12 protein-coding genes and 1 CRISPR repeat array are annotated in these 18,376 nt (G+C 48.3%); of the genes, 6 read left to right on the forward strand and 6 right to left on the reverse strand.

The window, feature by feature from the left end:
* Positions 1-9: 9 nt before the first annotated feature.
* Genes J1836_RS20000 through J1836_RS20020 form a run of 5 tightly spaced genes read right to left on the reverse strand, consistent with a single transcriptional unit; the run spans position 10 to position 5,105 of the window.
* Positions 10-480: a DUF3833 domain-containing protein gene (locus tag J1836_RS20000; RefSeq protein ID WP_242632935.1), complete on the reverse strand. Its 471-nt coding sequence runs from the start codon at positions 478-480 to the stop codon at positions 10-12.
* Positions 470-1,828 (reverse strand): MFS transporter, encoded by a 1,359-nt coding sequence (locus J1836_RS20005; protein ID WP_207252902.1) that lies wholly within the window; start codon positions 1,826-1,828, stop codon positions 470-472. Before J1836_RS20005 ends, J1836_RS20000 begins: the two co-directional genes overlap by 11 nt.
* Positions 1,825-3,048, reverse strand: coding sequence for an SAM-dependent methyltransferase (locus J1836_RS20010; RefSeq protein WP_207252903.1), 1,224 nt, complete (start codon positions 3,046-3,048; stop codon positions 1,825-1,827). Before J1836_RS20010 ends, J1836_RS20005 begins: the two co-directional genes overlap by 4 nt.
* Positions 3,049-3,816 carry a DUF1365 domain-containing protein gene (locus J1836_RS20015; RefSeq protein WP_207252904.1) on the reverse strand — a complete coding sequence of 256 codons (768 nt, stop codon included), beginning with the start codon at positions 3,814-3,816 and terminating at the stop codon, positions 3,049-3,051.
* Entirely contained in the window at positions 3,813-5,105 is a 1,293-nt protein-coding gene (locus J1836_RS20020; protein ID WP_207252905.1) for an NAD(P)/FAD-dependent oxidoreductase, read from the reverse strand. Before J1836_RS20020 ends, J1836_RS20015 begins: the two co-directional genes overlap by 4 nt.
* Positions 5,106-5,346: 241 nt before the next feature.
* Here J1836_RS20020 and cas1f point away from each other — a divergent pair, with 241 nt between their 5' ends.
* From cas1f to J1836_RS20050, 6 genes are all read left to right on the forward strand, one after another.
* Positions 5,347-6,309: a type I-F CRISPR-associated endonuclease Cas1f gene (gene cas1f, locus J1836_RS20025; protein ID WP_207252906.1), complete on the forward strand. Its 963-nt coding sequence runs from the start codon at positions 5,347-5,349 to the stop codon at positions 6,307-6,309.
* The gene (locus J1836_RS20030) at positions 6,306-9,245 is read left to right on the forward strand and encodes a CRISPR-associated endonuclease Cas3'' (RefSeq protein WP_207252907.1); all 2,940 of its coding nucleotides are present in this window, start codon (positions 6,306-6,308) and stop codon (positions 9,243-9,245) included. Before cas1f ends, J1836_RS20030 begins: the two co-directional genes overlap by 4 nt.
* An 11-nt stretch (positions 9,246-9,256) precedes the next feature.
* On the forward strand, positions 9,257-10,204 hold the full coding sequence (gene cas7fv / locus J1836_RS20035) for a type I-Fv CRISPR-associated protein Cas7fv (protein ID WP_207252908.1): 948 nt from the start codon (positions 9,257-9,259) through the stop codon (positions 10,202-10,204).
* Between the two features lie 11 nt (positions 10,205-10,215).
* Positions 10,216-11,232 carry a type I-Fv CRISPR-associated protein Cas5fv gene (gene cas5fv / locus J1836_RS20040; RefSeq protein WP_207252909.1) on the forward strand — a complete coding sequence of 339 codons (1,017 nt, stop codon included), beginning with the start codon at positions 10,216-10,218 and terminating at the stop codon, positions 11,230-11,232.
* 11 nt (positions 11,233-11,243) lie between these two features.
* A complete protein-coding gene (cas6f, locus tag J1836_RS20045; protein WP_207252910.1) occupies positions 11,244-11,795 on the forward strand; it encodes a type I-F CRISPR-associated endoribonuclease Cas6/Csy4 in 552 nt (183 codons plus the stop codon).
* Positions 11,796-11,966: 171 nt separating this feature from the next.
* A CRISPR array of direct repeats spans positions 11,967-16,016; the repeat unit is 28 nt; unit sequence GTTCACTGCCGGATAGGCAGCTTAGAAA.
* Between the two features lie 66 nt (positions 16,017-16,082).
* The gene (locus J1836_RS20050; RefSeq protein WP_207252911.1) at positions 16,083-17,324 is read left to right on the forward strand and encodes an AAA family ATPase; all 1,242 of its coding nucleotides are present in this window, start codon (positions 16,083-16,085) and stop codon (positions 17,322-17,324) included.
* Here J1836_RS20050 and J1836_RS20055 read toward each other — a convergent pair.
* On the reverse strand, positions 17,308-18,372 hold the full coding sequence (locus tag J1836_RS20055; RefSeq protein WP_207252912.1) for a class I SAM-dependent methyltransferase: 1,065 nt from the start codon (positions 18,370-18,372) through the stop codon (positions 17,308-17,310). The genes J1836_RS20050 and J1836_RS20055 overlap by 17 nt on opposite strands.
* Positions 18,373-18,376: the final 4 nt, after the last annotated feature.

Here is an 18,376-nt window from a genome sequence, read left to right on the forward strand (position 1 = left end):
GGATACCCCTCACTTTTTCTGAAATGCAATCGTCACTTCACCCAAGGTAAAGCCAAATTTGCTCATCTTTGCCCGATTCAGCAATACGCCATCGGGTTGCAAATACATCCAGTCATCGAAACTCACTTGCCAGACTTTGCCATCCACGGGCAAATTCAAGTCGTATTGCCAATTCAGCGCATTACCGTAAGCCACACCTTTGGCTTCACCGACCACATCCGCTGCACGCCCGCTGTAACGGTGTGCGTCTTGCTTGCGGATGCGCCAGACACGTTGCGATTTTTCGCCATCGTTCCACACGAAATCCTCCGTCATCACCAACTCACCGTCGGGGCTGATAGTGCCGTTAATATCGACCACGAATTGGCGTTTTAACGCGCCGCCGCGATCCTGAAACACGCCCCAACCACGGGTATTGCCCTGAAAATAAGTAAACAGGTCAAACGTCGGTTCAAACGCGGCGTAATCTTCAATCTTCATGCTGCTGCACCCGCTCACGAGGAGCACTAGGGTTAGCAGGATAGAGCGCACTCGCATAACTCATCTCCCAATAATCACGGAAATCAACTTCACTAAACGGAAACTGCCACATCCGCCAAATTACCCAACTTTTCAGTAATACAGGCAATCCAGCGTAGAGCAACACCATGCTCCACAAGGTCGTGCTGGTTTGCGTGGTAGCGGCTGGCGCAAATCCCGCCCAATCCAACAGCGGAAAGGCAAGCCCCACCGCCAACGCCAGTGCCAGCTTGGTCAATAAACCCCACAAGCCAAACAGCAAGCCCGTATTGGGGTTGCCCTGATGCTGCATTTGCTGGGCAATATCCGCCTGCATCGACGCAGGCAATGCCACATCCGCCCCTAGCGCCAACCCACTGATCACGCAAATCGCCATAAACCACGCGGTATCACCCGCCCCCAACAGCGGCACAAACGCAAACCCCACCACCGACAACAGCAATGCCGATGCCCACGCCCGACTCTTATCGAGGTGACGAGCTAACCACAACCACAGCGGTAAACCCAGCACACCGCTGAGAAAATAAACCAACAACACGACACCCACCTGTTCCGGCGCTTGCAACACATGCGTCACAAACAAAATGAACAGCGTGGCGGGTAGGGCATTGGCGAGACTGTTAATAAAATAAGCGGGCAGCAACTGGCGTATCGCTGGATGTGCGGAGAGAATGCTACCCACTTTGCGCAATGACGCGAACCGACGTGCTTGGCGGCGTTCCACCAACCACACTAAGGCGGGAATCAGGCTCAACGGCAAGAGCCACCACAGCAAATTAGCCAGCGTCCCCAAGGTAATTGCCGCCTGCGATGCGCCTGTCAGCAAGGGTAAACTGATTACCACCACCGTTCCCACGATACCAAACCCTTCACGGCTGGCGGCTAAAGCACTTTTGCCGTGATAATCGCGGGTCATTTCCGCCCCCCACGCTTGCCACGGAATGCTAATAAACGTCCAGCCCAAATAGGTGACGAACGACCAAGCAAACAAATACACCCCGTCAACGTTACCGCTAGGGCGCAGCAAATATTCCAAGCCCACCAGCAACAGCGGCAAGCCCAGCAGCATAAACAACTTGCGCCGTCCCCATGTGCTTTGCACCTTGTCATTTAACCAGCCGATCAGCGGGTCGGTGAGCACATCCAAACCGCGTGCTGCCAGCAATGCCATTCCCACCACGCTTAATGACAAGCCTAAGTCTTGCGCATAAAACGACGGCAAATACACATACAACGGCAAGCCCAACATCGCCAACGGTAGCCCCGGCAAGCCGTAAAATAACCATTGACGATAATGGGCGGTGCTCATGACAAGGGTTTCTCCAAGGTCAGTTGAATCACATCCACACGCCCTTCGTTGAAACCCGCTTCGCAATACGCAAGGTAATAACGCCACAGCCGTTCAAAACGTTGGTCATACCCCAGCGGGCGCAAGCTCGGCAGAGCGGCGGTGAATTGCTGATCCCACGTTGCCAAAGTACGCGCATAATCATGCCCAAAGCTAAGATGCTTGGTTTGCTTAAGGTTATTGTCCGCAATCAGCGCATCCAAACGGGTAGGGCAAGGCAACATGCCGCCGGGAAAAATATAACGTTGGATAAAATCGGGGCGAGCGCGGTAGGTTTCAAACCATTCATCGCCGATGGTGATGATTTGCAGCACGGCACGTCCGCCCGGTTTTAGGCTGCGTTGCAAGGTTTGAAAATAGGTAGACCAATATGCCTCGCCCACCGCTTCAAACATTTCAATCGACACAATGTGGTCGTAAGTGCCTTGCAGATGGCGGTAATCACGCAATTCCAGCAGCGTTTGGTCGCCAAACTTCGCTAGCCGCTGCTGCGCCCATGCGAGTTGTTCGCTGGATAAGGTGATGCCGTGAACCTTGCAGCCTTGTTCTGCCGCCAGTTCCGCAAAGCCGCCCCAGCCACAGCCGATTTCGAGGATGGTTTGCCCCGGTTGCACCTGCAATTCATCAAGGATGCGCTGGTATTTAGCACGTTGCGCTTGTTCCAACGTCAGCTCTGGCGTGGTGTAGAGCGCAGAGGAATACGTCATGCTGGGGTCTAGCCATGCGCTGTAAAAATCGTTGCCCATGTCGTAATGGTGCGCAATGTTCTTGCGGCTATTTTTGACGCTATTGCGGTTGAGCCAATGCGTCACGGTGGTGCGCCAGCGTAACCATTGCCCACGTTCATCCAGCGGTGTGCCGATTTTGTGCCAGTTGCGCAGTAATAGCGTCAGCAAGGCGGCAGGGTTGTCGCTCGACCAATTGCCTGCGAGATACGCTTGCCCAAAACCCAAATCACCTTTGGTTAGGCATTGCAACGCCAGTTTCAGCGGGTGGTGGATGTGAATGCTGGCGTGTAATTCGTCGGTATCACCGACCACGTAGCATTCGCCATCCAAATGAATGCTGAGTTTGCCGTGGCGAATCCGTGCCAATAGCGACATTAACCAACGTTTGAAGGTGGGCAAATGCGCAAAGCTGGGCGGCGCAAGCGGCGGATTCAAGGTGTTTTCTAATGCCATTTAAGTAATGTTCTCCGTGGGGGGCGCAGGTTTGCGGTAAAACTTGCCGCCTTTTAGCCAAATGTTGAGGGCTTGCCAGTGAATCAACACCATAACCTTGAGCGTCATGAACGGGATTTGCGCAAACTGGCGCAGCAATACGCCCGTGGTAAACGGCAAACGTTGCCCTCGCTGGCTGGCAATCAGCATGAGTTCATCGCCCTCGTATTCGTGGATCAGAATGTTCAATTTGTCCTGCGGCTGATGAATGAAAAATTCATACCGCGCCTGCATCCCCACAAACGGGGAAACGTGGAATACCTTCTGTTTGCTGCCCGTTACGATGGGGGCGAGGGCTGTGCCGTGTTCGTGCAGCACGTAATGGTGGTGTTCGCCAAAGGTATTGCGTACCTCACAAATCACTGCCAGTAATTGCCCCGCCTCGTCATGGCAGAACCACAGACTCAAAGGGTTAAAGCCATAACCCAAGATACGCGGGAAACACAGCAAGTGGATGTTGCCAAGAGGCGTGGCAATGCCTTGCTGCTGCAAGACTTGTTCTGCCCAACCGCGCCAGCCGCTGCCATCGCGTGCGCCGTGGTCACGTTGGTAGAGGCTGAATAGGTTGAAACGGTTAATGGAAAACAGGGGGTTACGCCCGACTTCATCCAGCCGATCGATGTCTACCCAGAGATTAAAAACGCGATAGCTGAAACGGTAAGCCACTGGAAAACGCCGACTGTGCATGACTGTTGAGGGGAAGACAGCCGCTGCGGCGAGCGTGTTCATGGTGTTTCCTTGACCCAAACGGGGGTGATGCCAAAATCGCGACACACCGTGACGGCGGAGGCGAGGGCATCTTCGTGGAAACCGTAACGGTGATAGCTGCCGCAAAACCACGACTGGTGCTGCCCTTGCAGGCTGGCGAGTTGTGGCTGCGCATCCATCGCGGCTTGGTTGAAGATGGGGTGTTCGTAAGTCATGGTGGTGATAATGTGTTCGTCACGCGGCAATACGTAAGGGTTGAGGGTGACGAAATAGTCTTTGCTGGCATTCAGCCCTTGCAAATTATTCATCCAATACGTCGCGGTCATTTGCTGCCGAGCGTTGGCGTGTTCTGGTTGGCTGGTTGCAAGGTAATTCCACGATGACCACACCTTGCGATTGACGGGCATAAGGTTCGCGTCGGTGTGCAAATACGTTTGGTTTTTTTCGTAGCGGAAGCAACCGAGGATGCGTTGTTCCTCAGCGGTGGGTTGTGCTAGCAGAGCAAGCGCTTCGTCCGCATGGCAGGCAAAAATCACCGCATCAAAGTCGTGTTGGGCAACATCGGTGAAGACGCTGGCTTGCGTGTCGCTGCGTTCGACGCGGATTGCACCGGATTGGCGTTGAATCTTGTCGCCCATTTCGGCGAGAAGTTTGCGCACGTAAACAGAACTTCCTCCGCAAACGGTGCGCCATTGGGGACGGTTTTGAATGTCGATTAAACCGTGGTTGGCGAAGAAGCGGAGGAAGCTGAGCGCGGGAAATGTGAGCATGGTGTCAACGGGACAAGACCAAATCGCTGCCCCCATCGGTAGCAAGTAATGTTCGCGCATGTCGCGGGAAAACTGATGCGCGTCGAGCATCTCACCCAAGCTCATGGCGGTGACAGCGGCAGGGTTTTCAAGCAAGCGGTGCGCGACTTTGTTGAAACGCATGATTTCTTTGAGCAAACGCCAGTGGCTTAAGCTGAACAGGTTTTTACGTTGCGCGAACAGGGTATTGAGGCTGGAGCCGGAATATTCCAATTCGCCCTGATTCAGCGAAAACCCAAATGACATATCGGTGTCGCGGGTAGGAATGCCAAGTTGTGCGAATAGCCCAATCAGGTTGGGGTAATTGCGGTCGTTGTAGACGATAAAGCCGGTATCGACCGGAATCTGGCGGTCTTGTTCGGGTACGTCGATGGTGTGGGTGTGCCCGCCGATGTAGGCGTTTTTTTCAAACAGGGTGACGTTGTAGCGTGGGTGTAGCAGCCATGCAGATGCAAGTCCTGTAATACCTGAACCAATAATTGCCACACTTTTCTTGTACATATAACGCACTTCCTTTGTCTAAACCTATACCTTACTTGTACGGTGGAGTATGCGTTATGGATGCAGGGAAGTGCTAAAAAACGAAGGTTTTGTGGGGTTATCGGGTGGAGTGGGCGTTATTAGATGTCGTTGGGGTCTGTTGATATGCCTATCTTGTCATTAAATTGGCAAATAGAACTAGATTAGTTCATTTTTCTGGCATACAGTCAGTATTCTGTCAGAAAAATCCCCAAGGGCAATCATGGATCAATTGACTGATTTAAAAGCCATCCTGCACTCTAAGCGTGCCAATATTTATTACCTTGAACACTGCCGCGTTTTGCAAAAAGCGGGACGAGTGCTTTATCTCACCGAAGAAAAGTCTGACAAGCAGTATTGGAACATCCCCATTGCGAATACCACTTGCATTTTGCTCGGAACCGGCACGTCCATCACGCAGGCAGCGGTACGGATGTTGGCTTCTGCGGGTGTATTGATTGGGTTTAGTGGCAGTGGTGGCACGCCATTAATTGCGGCGAATGAGGTGGAATGGCTATCGCCGCAAAGTGAATATCGCCCGACGGAATACATCCAAGGTTGGATGCATTTTTGGTTTGATGATGCCAAGCGTCTTCAGGCAGCACGTTTGTTTCAGCAACAGCGGTTGGATTATTTAAAACGGATTTGGGGCAAAGATCGGGATTTAAAAAACGAGGGGTTTAATTCTGACGATTCGGATATTGCCGCAGCGCTGGATAATTTTTCTGCCCGCATGGCGATTAGCCCGAACACTGGGGATTTGTTGCTGGTGGAAGCGCAGCTCACCAAGCAACTGTATAAGATCGCCGCCACGCGCACCAAGCAAGGGGATTTTGTGCGTGATCACGGAGCGGTTGATGATGCGAATGCGTTTTTGAATCACGGTAATTATTTGGCGTATGGTTTGGCGGCGACCACGTTGTGGGTGTTGGGGATTCCGCATGGTTTTGCGGTAATGCATGGCAAGACGCGGCGCGGTGCTTTGGTGTTTGATGTGGCGGATTTAATCAAAGATACCTTGATTTTGCCGTGGGCGTTTATTTGTGCCAAGGAGGGGGCGACCGAGCAGGAGTTTCGGCAGCAGTGTTTGCTGAATTTCACGCAGCATCAAGCCTTGGATTTTATGTTTGAGGTGGTGAAGTCGGTGGCACTGAAGACGGATTGGGCGGAGAAATGTAAGCCATGATGGTCACATTTGTATCGGAGTGTGAAAAGAATGCCTTACCGAAGACGCGGCGGGTGCTGGATGCCTTCGCCAATCGGATTGGTAGCCGCACTTGGCAGACGGTGATCACTAACGATGGGCTGGATGCAGTGAAGAAGCTGCTGCGCAAAACGGCGAGTAAGAATACGGCGGTGAGTTGTCATTGGATTCGGTCGCGGTCGCGGAGTGAGTTGGTGTGGGTGATAGGCAATAAAGATAAGTTTAATGCTCAGGGCTATGTGCCAGTAAACTTTACGAATCAGATAGATGCACTAAAAATAGATGAGATTACAGTTATGACAGATAAGATTTTTGCAAATACACGGAAGCAACTGCTAAGCCAACATCTTTTTGCTGTAGGTTACATCGCCTACGAGCTAACTAGCCGACTGTTGAAAGATAGTGATGAAGATACAAAGTTAGCAAAAACAGCTTTTATCGCAGGGTGCTTGCATGATTTGGGAAAGCTCGATCCTTGTTTTCAATCATGGGTTGCTGGCGAGCTAAAAAATAAAGAGTTGCCTGAAGTTGCCGAAGAAGGTGAGCATATTCAAAAGCCAGTTAAATTTTCTTTCGAGAAGCACCCACGGCATAACGAAATCTCATTGCTGCTGTATCACTTACTTAATGATGTAGCCTATAAAAAGATCAATAAGGAGAATAAGGATAGGATTCGTCATGCCATTTACTGGCATCATGCCAAACCTATTCGAAAAGAGCCATTTCGTGTGCTTGATACCGTTTATAAAAAGCTAAAAAGTAATATTGATAGTAGTGCTGAAATGACGGTATTGATACACAGTGTTAAGCAATTAATCTCTGAGGTCAATGCGTTTTCGGAAGCCTATTTTGGTGAGGAAGAATCGTTGTCCGTGGGTGGGCTATTGGATTATTTTGACAATGATCATCTATATGAATTGGGCAATACTGAGTTCCCAAAATACAAACGCTATAGCCAGAATGACGAGATAAAAGATTACCAAGATGATTTAATCCACAATGCGAGAAATAATATCTGTCGGGCGGTAGTCGTGAGTGCGGATCGAATTATCTCCTCACTAACCGCTGAAGCACTGTTAACACATCTGGATAATCAAACTTTAGATAGCTTGATTGATGACGCTTTGCTGAAAGAGAGTCAACTTGCGAAAGATATTGAAAGCAGCCTGAAGGATTTCGAAAATAGATTTCCAAACAGTGCGCGTAATCAAGCACAAAGTGAGGCTGCTGAGAAGCTATTAGATGTGCGGTCTGTCGCTGTGTTGAAAGGCCCTGCGGGTTGTGGTAAGACAAAAATTGCTTTAGAGTGGGCAGCTAAATCTCGTGCAAAAAAGATTATATGGATTTGTCCACGCATACAGGTATGCCAAGGTTTATTGCATGATCTGACTAGCAAGGATTATTTACCAAATACAAAGATTGAAATTAATACAGGTGAGCTTAAAGCCATTTATCAATCAGGGGGCGTGAGTAACACACCGGAAAGTGATGAGTTTTCGGGTGATATTGTTATCACGACGATTGATCAAGTATTAAATACGATTACCACCCATACCAAGGTCAATGCATTGGTTCAGTATTTGGGGGCGCACACGGTATTTGATGAATACCACGAGTATATCAATATGCCAGCGTTTAACCTGCTATTTGCTGAGTTGGTAGAGTGCAAAAAACTACAAGGAAATCGCGCAAAGGCTTTGTTGGTTTCTGCAACTCCAAACTATTTTTTCTTGAAGGCTTTATTGGGGTTGGACTATGAGGATGTGATTGGAATTAGTAGTTTTAATCAAAGTGACTATCAAATAACCATTCAAACATTTGAAGAAAAGCAAATCGATGAGAGTAATCCACTTTATCAACAGCAGCCTGAAAATACTATTGTTATTAGCAATACAGCGCTAACTGCACAGCGTAGTTTCATCAAGAATCAATGCCATGAAAACGCAATTCTATTTCATTCAAAGTTTACTCTGCCGGATAAGCAAGCCTTGTTTGAACAGGTTTTCCAATGCTTTAAGCAAGAGGGAAATCAGCGCTATGCGGTATTGCGTAGTGGACCAGTCGTGCAGGCTTCTTTAAACATAACGTGTAGTCGCATGGTGACTGAGTTTACTCATGCTGAAAATTGGCTCCAGCGTCTTGGTCGCCTAGATCGCTTTGGCGAAAGTAAGGAGGTTAATGAGTACATTGTGGCGATTCCTGACTCACTGGCTATCGGTGGAAAACAAATTAGTCGTTGTGCTAAATTTTTGGATGCGATGCATAGTTTACAAAGTGCAAAAGCATGGAATAACTTTATACAACAGCATATAGAAGTAGGTGAAACAATAACGATTAATCGTTTGTATGAGCTGTATGATGCCTTTTATCAACATGATGCTAGCTTAAAGGCAGTAGAAGCTGACTTGGTAAAAGCGTTGAAAAAAAGCGTTGAGCGGCTTGATGCTAAGTTATTCGATCCAGTGGTTCTCGTTCGTAAAGACTCCATTAAAAGCAGTAAAGTTAAAATCAAAAAACACTCACTGCGTGGGGATAACCGTTTTGTGCAAATGGCTGTTTGCCAGATTAATTCCTTGGAGGATTATCAGTTCGTTGATCACTATGCTTATGATTCTAACACTGAGGCTAATCTGACTAGTTCTATTGAGCTTATTTTAGGGTATGGCGATAGCCGACAAAATTTATTGGCGTTTATGGCTAAAAAGCACCATAACGTATCCGATAGCAAAAAAGTCTATAATGATAATATCTTATTAAATGAAGCGCGTGATCCAGACAAACCGATTTATCTAAGTTATATCTCAGAAGATTTGCAAAAAGTGGGTGGAGAATCACAACGTCACGAATTTGCAATTTACTACGCAATAGGCTACAAACAAGCAATAGGTACAATTTCAATCAATCAACTTTCAATATAGGGATAAATCAGATGCAAAAAGTAACTGGAATCAAAAGTGTTGACTTTAAAATCAAAGCGCTAGGGCATGGCGTAGTGAACTGGAACGGACCAACAACACTCACAGGTGATGGTGGTAAGACAGTTGATAATCATACTTTGCCTAAACTACGTGGCTATAGCAATTTAACGGGTAAGATCAAAGAAGAGTCTGGGTACAAATATAAGAAAGAAGCGACTGATATTGATTTTAAAGCAACGCCACTTTACATCAGTCAAAACTGTATCAGGCATCATCTTTTTAAAGAACAGGCTTTTGATTTGCATTATGCGAAAAAATCAAACCTGCAAAAGGTATTAGCATCGATCACTGGCTTAGTGCGAGGTTACGTCGTTCCTGCTACTCAAAATAAGCGTACTAGTCCTTTGTTATTAGAAGACTTTGTGGATCAGTTAGGTAACGGTAATTTTGAACAGTTTGGGCAGGCTGGGGAACGTGATAGCTCTTCTTTTTTCTCCAAAACGACTTTCGGTGATACTGAATATATTTCTTATGGTTCAATCAGTATTGAGCAATTGCAGTTTATCTCACTGGATAAAAAATTTGATCGTGAGGCAATGGAGATTAAAGAAGGACAGGGTGAAGTTGTAGCTAAAGAAGTTCAGGATTTTATTCAGTCACTCAATACTAGCTTAAAGCCTGTAGCGACATTCCACGCGAACTATGTACGTAAGGGGACAATTTTTGAAGAGGGCGAAGCGGGGATTTTGTTGAATAATGATGCTATCCAAGCTTTGGTGGATCACACGCTAGAGCGTATTGCCAATCTATCTATTCGCCAAGCTAAATCCTATATGTATGTTGATGAAATCACGGTTGATTACAACGATAGCAGCAAAATGATGCGTATTAAGAAAGATTTAGGTAGCATTTCTGAAATGCCTGAAGGGGAATATGCGGTTTACTTCTACGCAAAATAAGGATGAGATCAATGAAGATAACAATTGAATATGAATCCTCATGGCGTAATTCTTTTCTTGATGGTAGTAATAATGAACCACTACCAAAAACGAGTAAGGGTGTTGGGCGCAACTTTGTAGGCTCTATGACTAGTTTAAAGACCGAGGAAAATTTCATTAAGCGTGAAGTTACGCTTGATACGGTCATGGGCATTTTGAATAGGTTGATCGGTGATCAGCGGAAATTATATCAAGCCAGAGCAGGGCGCTCGTATTTCTTTGCTGACATTGAACCACTGATTACGTTTGTTGATAGACCTAGTTGTATTAATCATGAAATGACTTATATCCGTAATATCACGGGTAGCACTGATCAAAACTCTTACACTGGCATGGTCAAGGTGAGCGATCCCATATTTAGCTCTGACTACAGTACTAAATTTTGGGGCGTTTTAGCGCTAGATTTTGACGTGCTTTGTGATTTCATTGTGCAGGATACTGCAATTAATGCAGTGATCGAAGCGAATCCACTGGTGATTATCGAGCGTTTAGAGGAAATCAATAAGTTTAAGCCAGTTGAGAATGCTGGTGTTGTGAATGATGCATTCCTTGTTCTTAAGAAGCGCTTCGAGAAGTTTAATGGTTTAAACCAGAAAGGTGAGGTGCTACCTATAAGTTTGTATTGCTCAGCTTTGTACCTACAGCTAGAACGATTATCAAAGACCTACGACCTTAGCACAGCCAGAACGAAGTCAGGGGGTATCAGTGGCATTTCTAATAATGGTTTTACCAAAAAAGATTTTATGAATTGTTACACAACAGGCGATAAGAAAAAAATCTGGGGTAATCCTTATATTCGAAAAGAGCGTATCAAAGGTGTTGGAGAGGTGACTTCATTAATGAAGAAAGCCAGTGGCACTTTAGAAATCCAGTTACTGATTGAGCGCGATAAATCTAAAGTGTTAGAAGCCATGATAAGTGCCGCAGGCGTGTCGAGCTTTTATCTAGGCAAGAAGGGTTTAGCCTATGTCTCAGACATTCGGGTCTAAGGAGGTGATTTGTGGATTATTACATTGATGTATTGACTAAGCCGGATGAGGAGATGCGTGAAAATGTACTGCTCAACAAGGTTTATACAAAACTGCATAAGGCTTTGTACACACTCCGGTCAACGACTATAGGTATTAGTTTTCCTCAGCGAAAAATAGTGCTTGGCAAGTTGTTGAGAATACATGGCTCCGAAAGTGCTTTAAATAGTTTGGAGGAAATGAACTGGCTGGGTGGCTTGATCGGGTATTGCGAGGTATCTAAGATACAGTGCATACCTGCTAATGTTCAGTATCAAGTTGTTTCTCGAAAGCAGTCAACAATGACGCAGGCTAAATTGAAGCGGCTTGTTAAACGTAGTGAGATAGGTGAGTTAGAGATAAAACAGTACAAGGCAAAAATGTTTTCTAAAGGGCTGGATGCACCCTACCTTGAACTGGAAAGTGGCTCAAGTGGGCATAGCTATCGGCGGTATATCGTTTTTAGTGAATTGTTCGACCAGCCAGTATCGGGTGATTTTGATCAATTCGGATTAAGTAAGAACGCTACTGTACCAGTGTTTTGACTGTTTATGGTTGTGTTCACTGCCGGATAAGCAGCTTATAAGCTTTGTTTTGCTCGCTCTTTAAAAATTTATTAAAATCAATAAGTTACAACGGGTCGATTTTTGATTGGTTAAAACGCCAAAAAATCACTAACTACCTGTTGTAGCTTATGTTTTATTGTTTATACTCCTGTTCACTGCCGGATAGGCAGCTTAGAAATTATTTGCTGGTTTGTTTTGCCACTGGTGCGCGTTCACTGCCGGATAGGCAGCTTAGAAAGATGACATGAGCCACTGCAAGGCGCTGGACGAGTTCACTGCCGGATAGGCAGCTTAGAAAGGAACTGTTCAAGGCTGGAAAGCAGCGCGTATGTTCACTGCCGGATAGGCAGCTTAGAAATAGTATTAAGTTAATGGCAGGTAGCATTCTAAGTTCACTGCCGGATAGGCAGCTTAGAAAAACGTGGTCTACCATGATGCGCTTAACGCCTTGTTCACTGCCGGATAGGCAGCTTAGAAATATCACAATACCGTAAGATTGCCCAAATCCAAGTTCACTGCCGGATAGGCAGCTTAGAAATCAAGAACCTTGATAGCAAGCCCGACATCTCCGTTCACTGCCGGATAGGCAGCTTAGAAACTTTTAACGGCTTTTGGCGGCAACAATGCAGAGTTCACTGCCGGATAGGCAGCTTAGAAAAGTTTTAACAGCCGCCTTGCCAAACAGGGCGAGTTCACTGCCGGATAGGCAGCTTAGAAAATTGATCAGCAAAAACTAGCACGGATTCGGAAGTTCACTGCCGGATAGGCAGCTTAGAAAATGTCATCCACCGCGTGATACTGCGCCCATACGTTCACTGCCGGATAGGCAGCTTAGAAATGCCGCAGGTTCTGGTGAACCTCCACGGGCTTGTTCACTGCCGGATAGGCAGCTTAGAAATGTTACTGCTGGTGACACAGTTCTTGTACGTCGTTCACTGCCGGATAGGCAGCTTAGAAATTGAGCATTCTTGATTCCGCACCTTCCTCAACGTTCACTGCCGGATAGGCAGCTTAGAAAATTTTTCAATAGCGATAGGTGAGGCTAGGTAAGTTCACTGCCGGATAGGCAGCTTAGAAATCTTGCCAGATTGCCGCGCCACCCGCTTTCCTGTTCACTGCCGGATAGGCAGCTTAGAAAGATGGGTCAATTGGTGACAGACTTTGCTCATTGTTCACTGCCGGATAGGCAGCTTAGAAAAGTCAGCCGCGATCAACACGGGCGACCGTTCAGTTCACTGCCGGATAGGCAGCTTAGAAATCTGGGCGACTGGGCAAAAGCAAAAGCAGCGTGTTCACTGCCGGATAGGCAGCTTAGAAAGTAGCGACCAGTCCAGCAAGGTCATCAGGTGGCGTTCACTGCCGGATAGGCAGCTTAGAAAGAATGTGGCAGCAGTAAACGTACTGATGTTAGGTTCACTGCCGGATAGGCAGCTTAGAAAGTTGACTCTGTGACCGTAACGAATGCTAAGCCGTTCACTGCCGGATAGGCAGCTTAGAAAAGTAATTTACACAGGCAACTCCCGACCAACTAGTTCACTGCCGGATAGGCAGCTTAGAAAGTCGACTTGCTTTTGTGACAAAGCACCGTTGAGTTCACTGCCGGATAGGCAGCTTAGAAAAAGGTTGGCTAGTTCCTCGCGATGGCGGCATAGTTCACTGCCGGATAGGCAGCTTAGAAAGACACACAAGGGCGTGACTTCACTTTACGACTGTTCACTGCCGGATAGGCAGCTTAGAAATTTATTCGCTTTCGATAAGGCTATAAAACTGCGTTCACTGCCGGATAGGCAGCTTAGAAATTTGTGAAGGTGCATTTGCAGGCTGTTGGCGCGTTCACTGCCGGATAGGCAGCTTAGAAAATCGGCACGGCGATGCAACCCGGCACGGTCAAGTTCACTGCCGGATAGGCAGCTTAGAAAGCCACCGACACCACCCCGCGCCGCTTTCTCGAGTTCACTGCCGGATAGGCAGCTTAGAAAGTTCATGGTTGAAAAGTGATGCCGTACTGCAAGTTCACTGCCGGATAGGCAGCTTAGAAAATAGGTATTAGCAGCTATCCCGTATTTAGTGCGTTCACTGCCGGATAGGCAGCTTAGAAAATTGCCGCTAAACTCGCCTGTTGCGCTGCCGGGTTCACTGCCGGATAGGCAGCTTAGAAAGGATTTCGTGAACTTTGTGGGCGGGTTCATAGGTTCACTGCCGGATAGGCAGCTTAGAAATAGTTCTACGCAGCTACACGCCGGAAAACGAAGTTCACTGCCGGATAGGCAGCTTAGAAATGTTCAGGGTCTAAGCCATCCCACTGCTTTAAGTTCACTGCCGGATAGGCAGCTTAGAAATGATGATGAAGAGATTGAAGAGGCCAAGGCTAGTTCACTGCCGGATAGGCAGCTTAGAAAAATACAGCGACGAAACACGACTGGCAGCAAAAGTTCACTGCCGGATAGGCAGCTTAGAAATACCTCACAGGATTGGTAGCGTGAAAGTTATTGTTCACTGCCGGATAGGCAGCTTAGAAATAATATTTGCAATTGGAGACTAACCATGACCGGTTCACTGCCGGATAGGCAGCTTAGAAATCATCACTCATACGCGCCAACGTCGCATTTTCGTTCACTGCCGGATAGGCAGCTTAGAAAATAACGCACGGTTTCGCGGGGTGCTTGCCATTGTTCACTGCCGGATAGGCAGCTTAGAAAATTTGGCGTAGCAGCACACCACCGATGGTTTTGTTCACTGCCGGATAGGCAGCTTAGAAATTCAAATCCCCCGTAGAACGCAGAGTCGCAGTGTTCACTGCCGGATAGGCAGCTTAGAAATTAAGAGCACGTTCCGCTTCCGACGGTTTGAAGTTCACTGCCGGATAGGCAGCTTAGAAAAATCCATCGAATACAAAGGCAAGCCCGTTGACGTTCACTGCCGGATAGGCAGCTTAGAAATGACAAGCTTGCCAAACTGGACTTTCCAGACAGTTCACTGCCGGATAGGCAGCTTAGAAATGTCATCCTGACAGACCCCTAAAGCGCATAACGTTCACTGCCGGATAGGCAGCTTAGAAAACTTGGTTGGTGTCGTTGCAGGTGGTGCAGGAGTTCACTGCCGGATAGGCAGCTTAGAAAAAGCGGCGCATCGAGCCACTGCACCGTCCAGCGTTCACTGCCGGATAGGCAGCTTAGAAAATTGCTTTAGAAAAGTTTGCTTGCCTGTCTGGGTTCACTGCCGGATAGGCAGCTTAGAAAGGTGCATCGGGTTGTGTCGTGGGGTAGGGTCATGTTCACTGCCGGATAGGCAGCTTAGAAAAGAGGCGGACATGAATCAGCAATGCGTGGTTGGTTCACTGCCGGATAGGCAGCTTAGAAAATCCTCAACCAAGCCCGCATCCTAGCCGCCGAGTTCACTGCCGGATAGGCAGCTTAGAAAATTCAGTGACCTCCTTCTTTTCGCCTGTGTTTGTTCACTGCCGGATAGGCAGCTTAGAAAGTCAAAACTTCCCGCGCATGATCTTTACTTGCGTTCACTGCCGGATAGGCAGCTTAGAAAGTTAATTGGATCATCATGCAGTTGCTTGGCGAGTTCACTGCCGGATAGGCAGCTTAGAAAAATGCCGTTAGTTGTTGCACTGGATTGAACCAGTTCACTGCCGGATAGGCAGCTTAGAAATTTTACCGGCTCGGACACAACGCCATCTGCAAGTTCACTGCCGGATAGGCAGCTTAGAAATTATAGAGCCTTGGAAGTTCGTGACGATTTCCGTTCACTGCCGGATAGGCAGCTTAGAAAAGATGAATCTTGTACGCAGCAGCTAACTGGGCGTTCACTGCCGGATAGGCAGCTTAGAAACGCGCTGATGTGCTAGCACTGTGGGGGCAGGGGTTCACTGCCGGATAGGCAGCTTAGAAAGAAGACGCAGACCGCCAAGAACTGTCCGCCTTGTTCACTGCCGGATAGGCAGCTTAGAAATACTCACCCGACTACTACACCGCACTCGGTTTGTTCACTGCCGGATAGGCAGCTTAGAAACACTGCCGTAGCCAAATTAATCAGATCGAACTGTTCACTGCCGGATAGGCAGCTTAGAAAATCAGATGATGGATTCGCACGATGCAGTTATTGTTCACTGCCGGATAGGCAGCTTAGAAAAGAAAACCGTAACTGATTCCATGAGCAAACAAGTTCACTGCCGGATAGGCAGCTTAGAAAAAGCCGTTAAGCATTGTGTGCTAAACTGTTGCCTAATCAATGCATTTACCTTCAAGCGAGAAAAGGATGAAAATCCCCTACGGCATCAGCAACTTCAAAGACCTGATTACTGGCGGCTACGTCTACATCGACAAGACGGATTACATCGCCAAGCTGGAAGAAGCAGGCAAATACCACATCCTGCTGCGTCCGCGCCGTTTCGGCAAAAGCCTGATGCTCTCCGCACTGGAGTATTATTACGACATCGGCAGCAAGACCGACTTTGATGCAATATTTTCCAAACTTTACATCGGCAAGCATCCCACGCCACTACAAAGCAGCTACCAAGTGTTGTTCATGGAATTCAGCGGCATCGAAACCGGCAGCCACGAACAAATACTCAGCGGCTTCAATGTCAACGTCAACATTTACTTGCAAGCCTTCCTGAGGCGTTACGGTTATGGGGCAGACGCCATTGCAGGGCTTGCGGACTGCCCCGCCCCTGCTGACAAGCTGAAACATGTGTTTAATGTTGCCAGTGGGAAAAAAATCCTGCTGCTGGTCGATGAATACGACCATTTCGCCAATACAGTACTGGCGGAGGATTTGGGACTGTTCCGGCGTATCACCGGTAAGGGTGGTTTTGTGCGCAGCTTCTACGAAACCGTTAAAGCGGCAACCCAGCGCGGCATCGTTGACCGCCTGTTCATCACGGGCGTTACGCCTATCACGCTCGATAGCATGACCAGCGGCTTCAATATCGGCGAAAATATTTCCTTCGATAAAAGCTTCAATACGGTGACAGGCTTCACCAAGGCGGAAGTGGCGGGGCTGCTCCAACCGCTGACAGAAACTTGCCAACTGGATGCGGAAAAGCTGATGGAGGACGTGACGCGCTGGTACAACGGCTACCGTTTCCACCCGAATGCCCGCGAGAGCGTTTATAACGCCAATATGGTGCTGTATTTTCTGAAAAACTTTGATCGTGAGGAATGTGCTTATCCTGAGCGGATGCTGGATGACAACATCGCCTCGGATTATGGCAAACTGATGGGGCTATTCAAGATCGGCAACCCTGACGAAAACTACGCGGTGCTGGATGAGCTGATCAATACTGGGGAGGTCATTGCCCAGCAACGGCGCAAATTCGACTTCGACAAGGGGTTTGATCGTGACGACTTCATCAGCCTGCTGGCGTACATGGGCTTTGCGTCCCTGCAAGGCAAAACCCTCTCCGGTGAAGTGTTCGCCATCCCTAACCATGTGATGCAGGAATTGTATTTCCTGTTGAGAGATGGGGAGCGGGTTGATGTTATAAAAATGCAGTAACCGTCCCCCACACCGCAAAAACCGGATCAGACACCGCCGTTTCGCGCCGATGCGCATCATCCAACGGACGCGGCAATCCCCGCACCGATTCTGTATGCAAATCGCTGAATCGCCCCGTTTTCACGAAATAATCCAGCACCAAGCCCTGACGTTCAAACGGGTGCATTTCCGTCCACACGTCGATCACCTTATTCGGAAACCAGCGTGTGGAAAACGTCATAATGACCACGCCCCCCGCTTTGACAACCCGCGCTAATTCGCTCATCACCGCCAACGGCTGGGTGAGGTATTCGACCGAGACCGTACAAATCACCGCATCAAAGCTAGCATCCGCAAACGGCAACAGTGGCGTGTGATTGAGATCGTGGACGATGTGCTGTTGCAAGCGCGGGTTCGCTGCCAATTCCGCCGCGTTCATGCCTAGCCCCGTGACCTGCACATCAAGCGTATCCGGTAGGTGTGACACGCAACTGCTCATCAAATCAAGGACGTGCATCCCCGTTTGTAACAAACGTCCATACAACGCCGTTACTTGCGCCAACGCAGTTTTATCCAAATGTGCGACCAAGCGCGGATGGCTGTAGAACGCAGCGTCGGCGTGGTCATCTTTACGGGTAAACGGATAAACCGCGTAATAATTCGGCGCAATATCAGGGTAGGGCGCTTGCATCCCCGCACCCTGCGCCTTGAATAACGCCATGACGGCTTGTTGATCAGCAGCAACGGGGGCGTTGATGGTAAGCGCATACGCGGTCAGCGGGTGATTGGGGTCAACCGTCAAGGTATCGGGCGTGGCAGCAATCACCCGAAACGGGCGGAAATCACTGCGAGAACAATCGAGTGCTTCCCATGCGTAGGCGTGCGGGTAAAAACGCCCGACTTTGGGTTCAATCGTCAGGTGGCGTTGCTTGCCGTGGAATTGGGCGCGTGGCAACGTGACGATGGCAGCGCCCTCCAAAAGCTCACTGGCTTTGGGGATACTGTTGGCAAACAACCGATCACAATGTGTCGTGACGGTGCTTTGCCAAGTGAGAGTGAATTCATCCATCGCA

Origin of the sequence: Thiothrix fructosivorans (assembly GCF_017349355.1) — a bacterium.
Classification (GTDB): Bacteria; Pseudomonadota; Gammaproteobacteria; order Thiotrichales; family Thiotrichaceae; genus Thiothrix; species Thiothrix fructosivorans.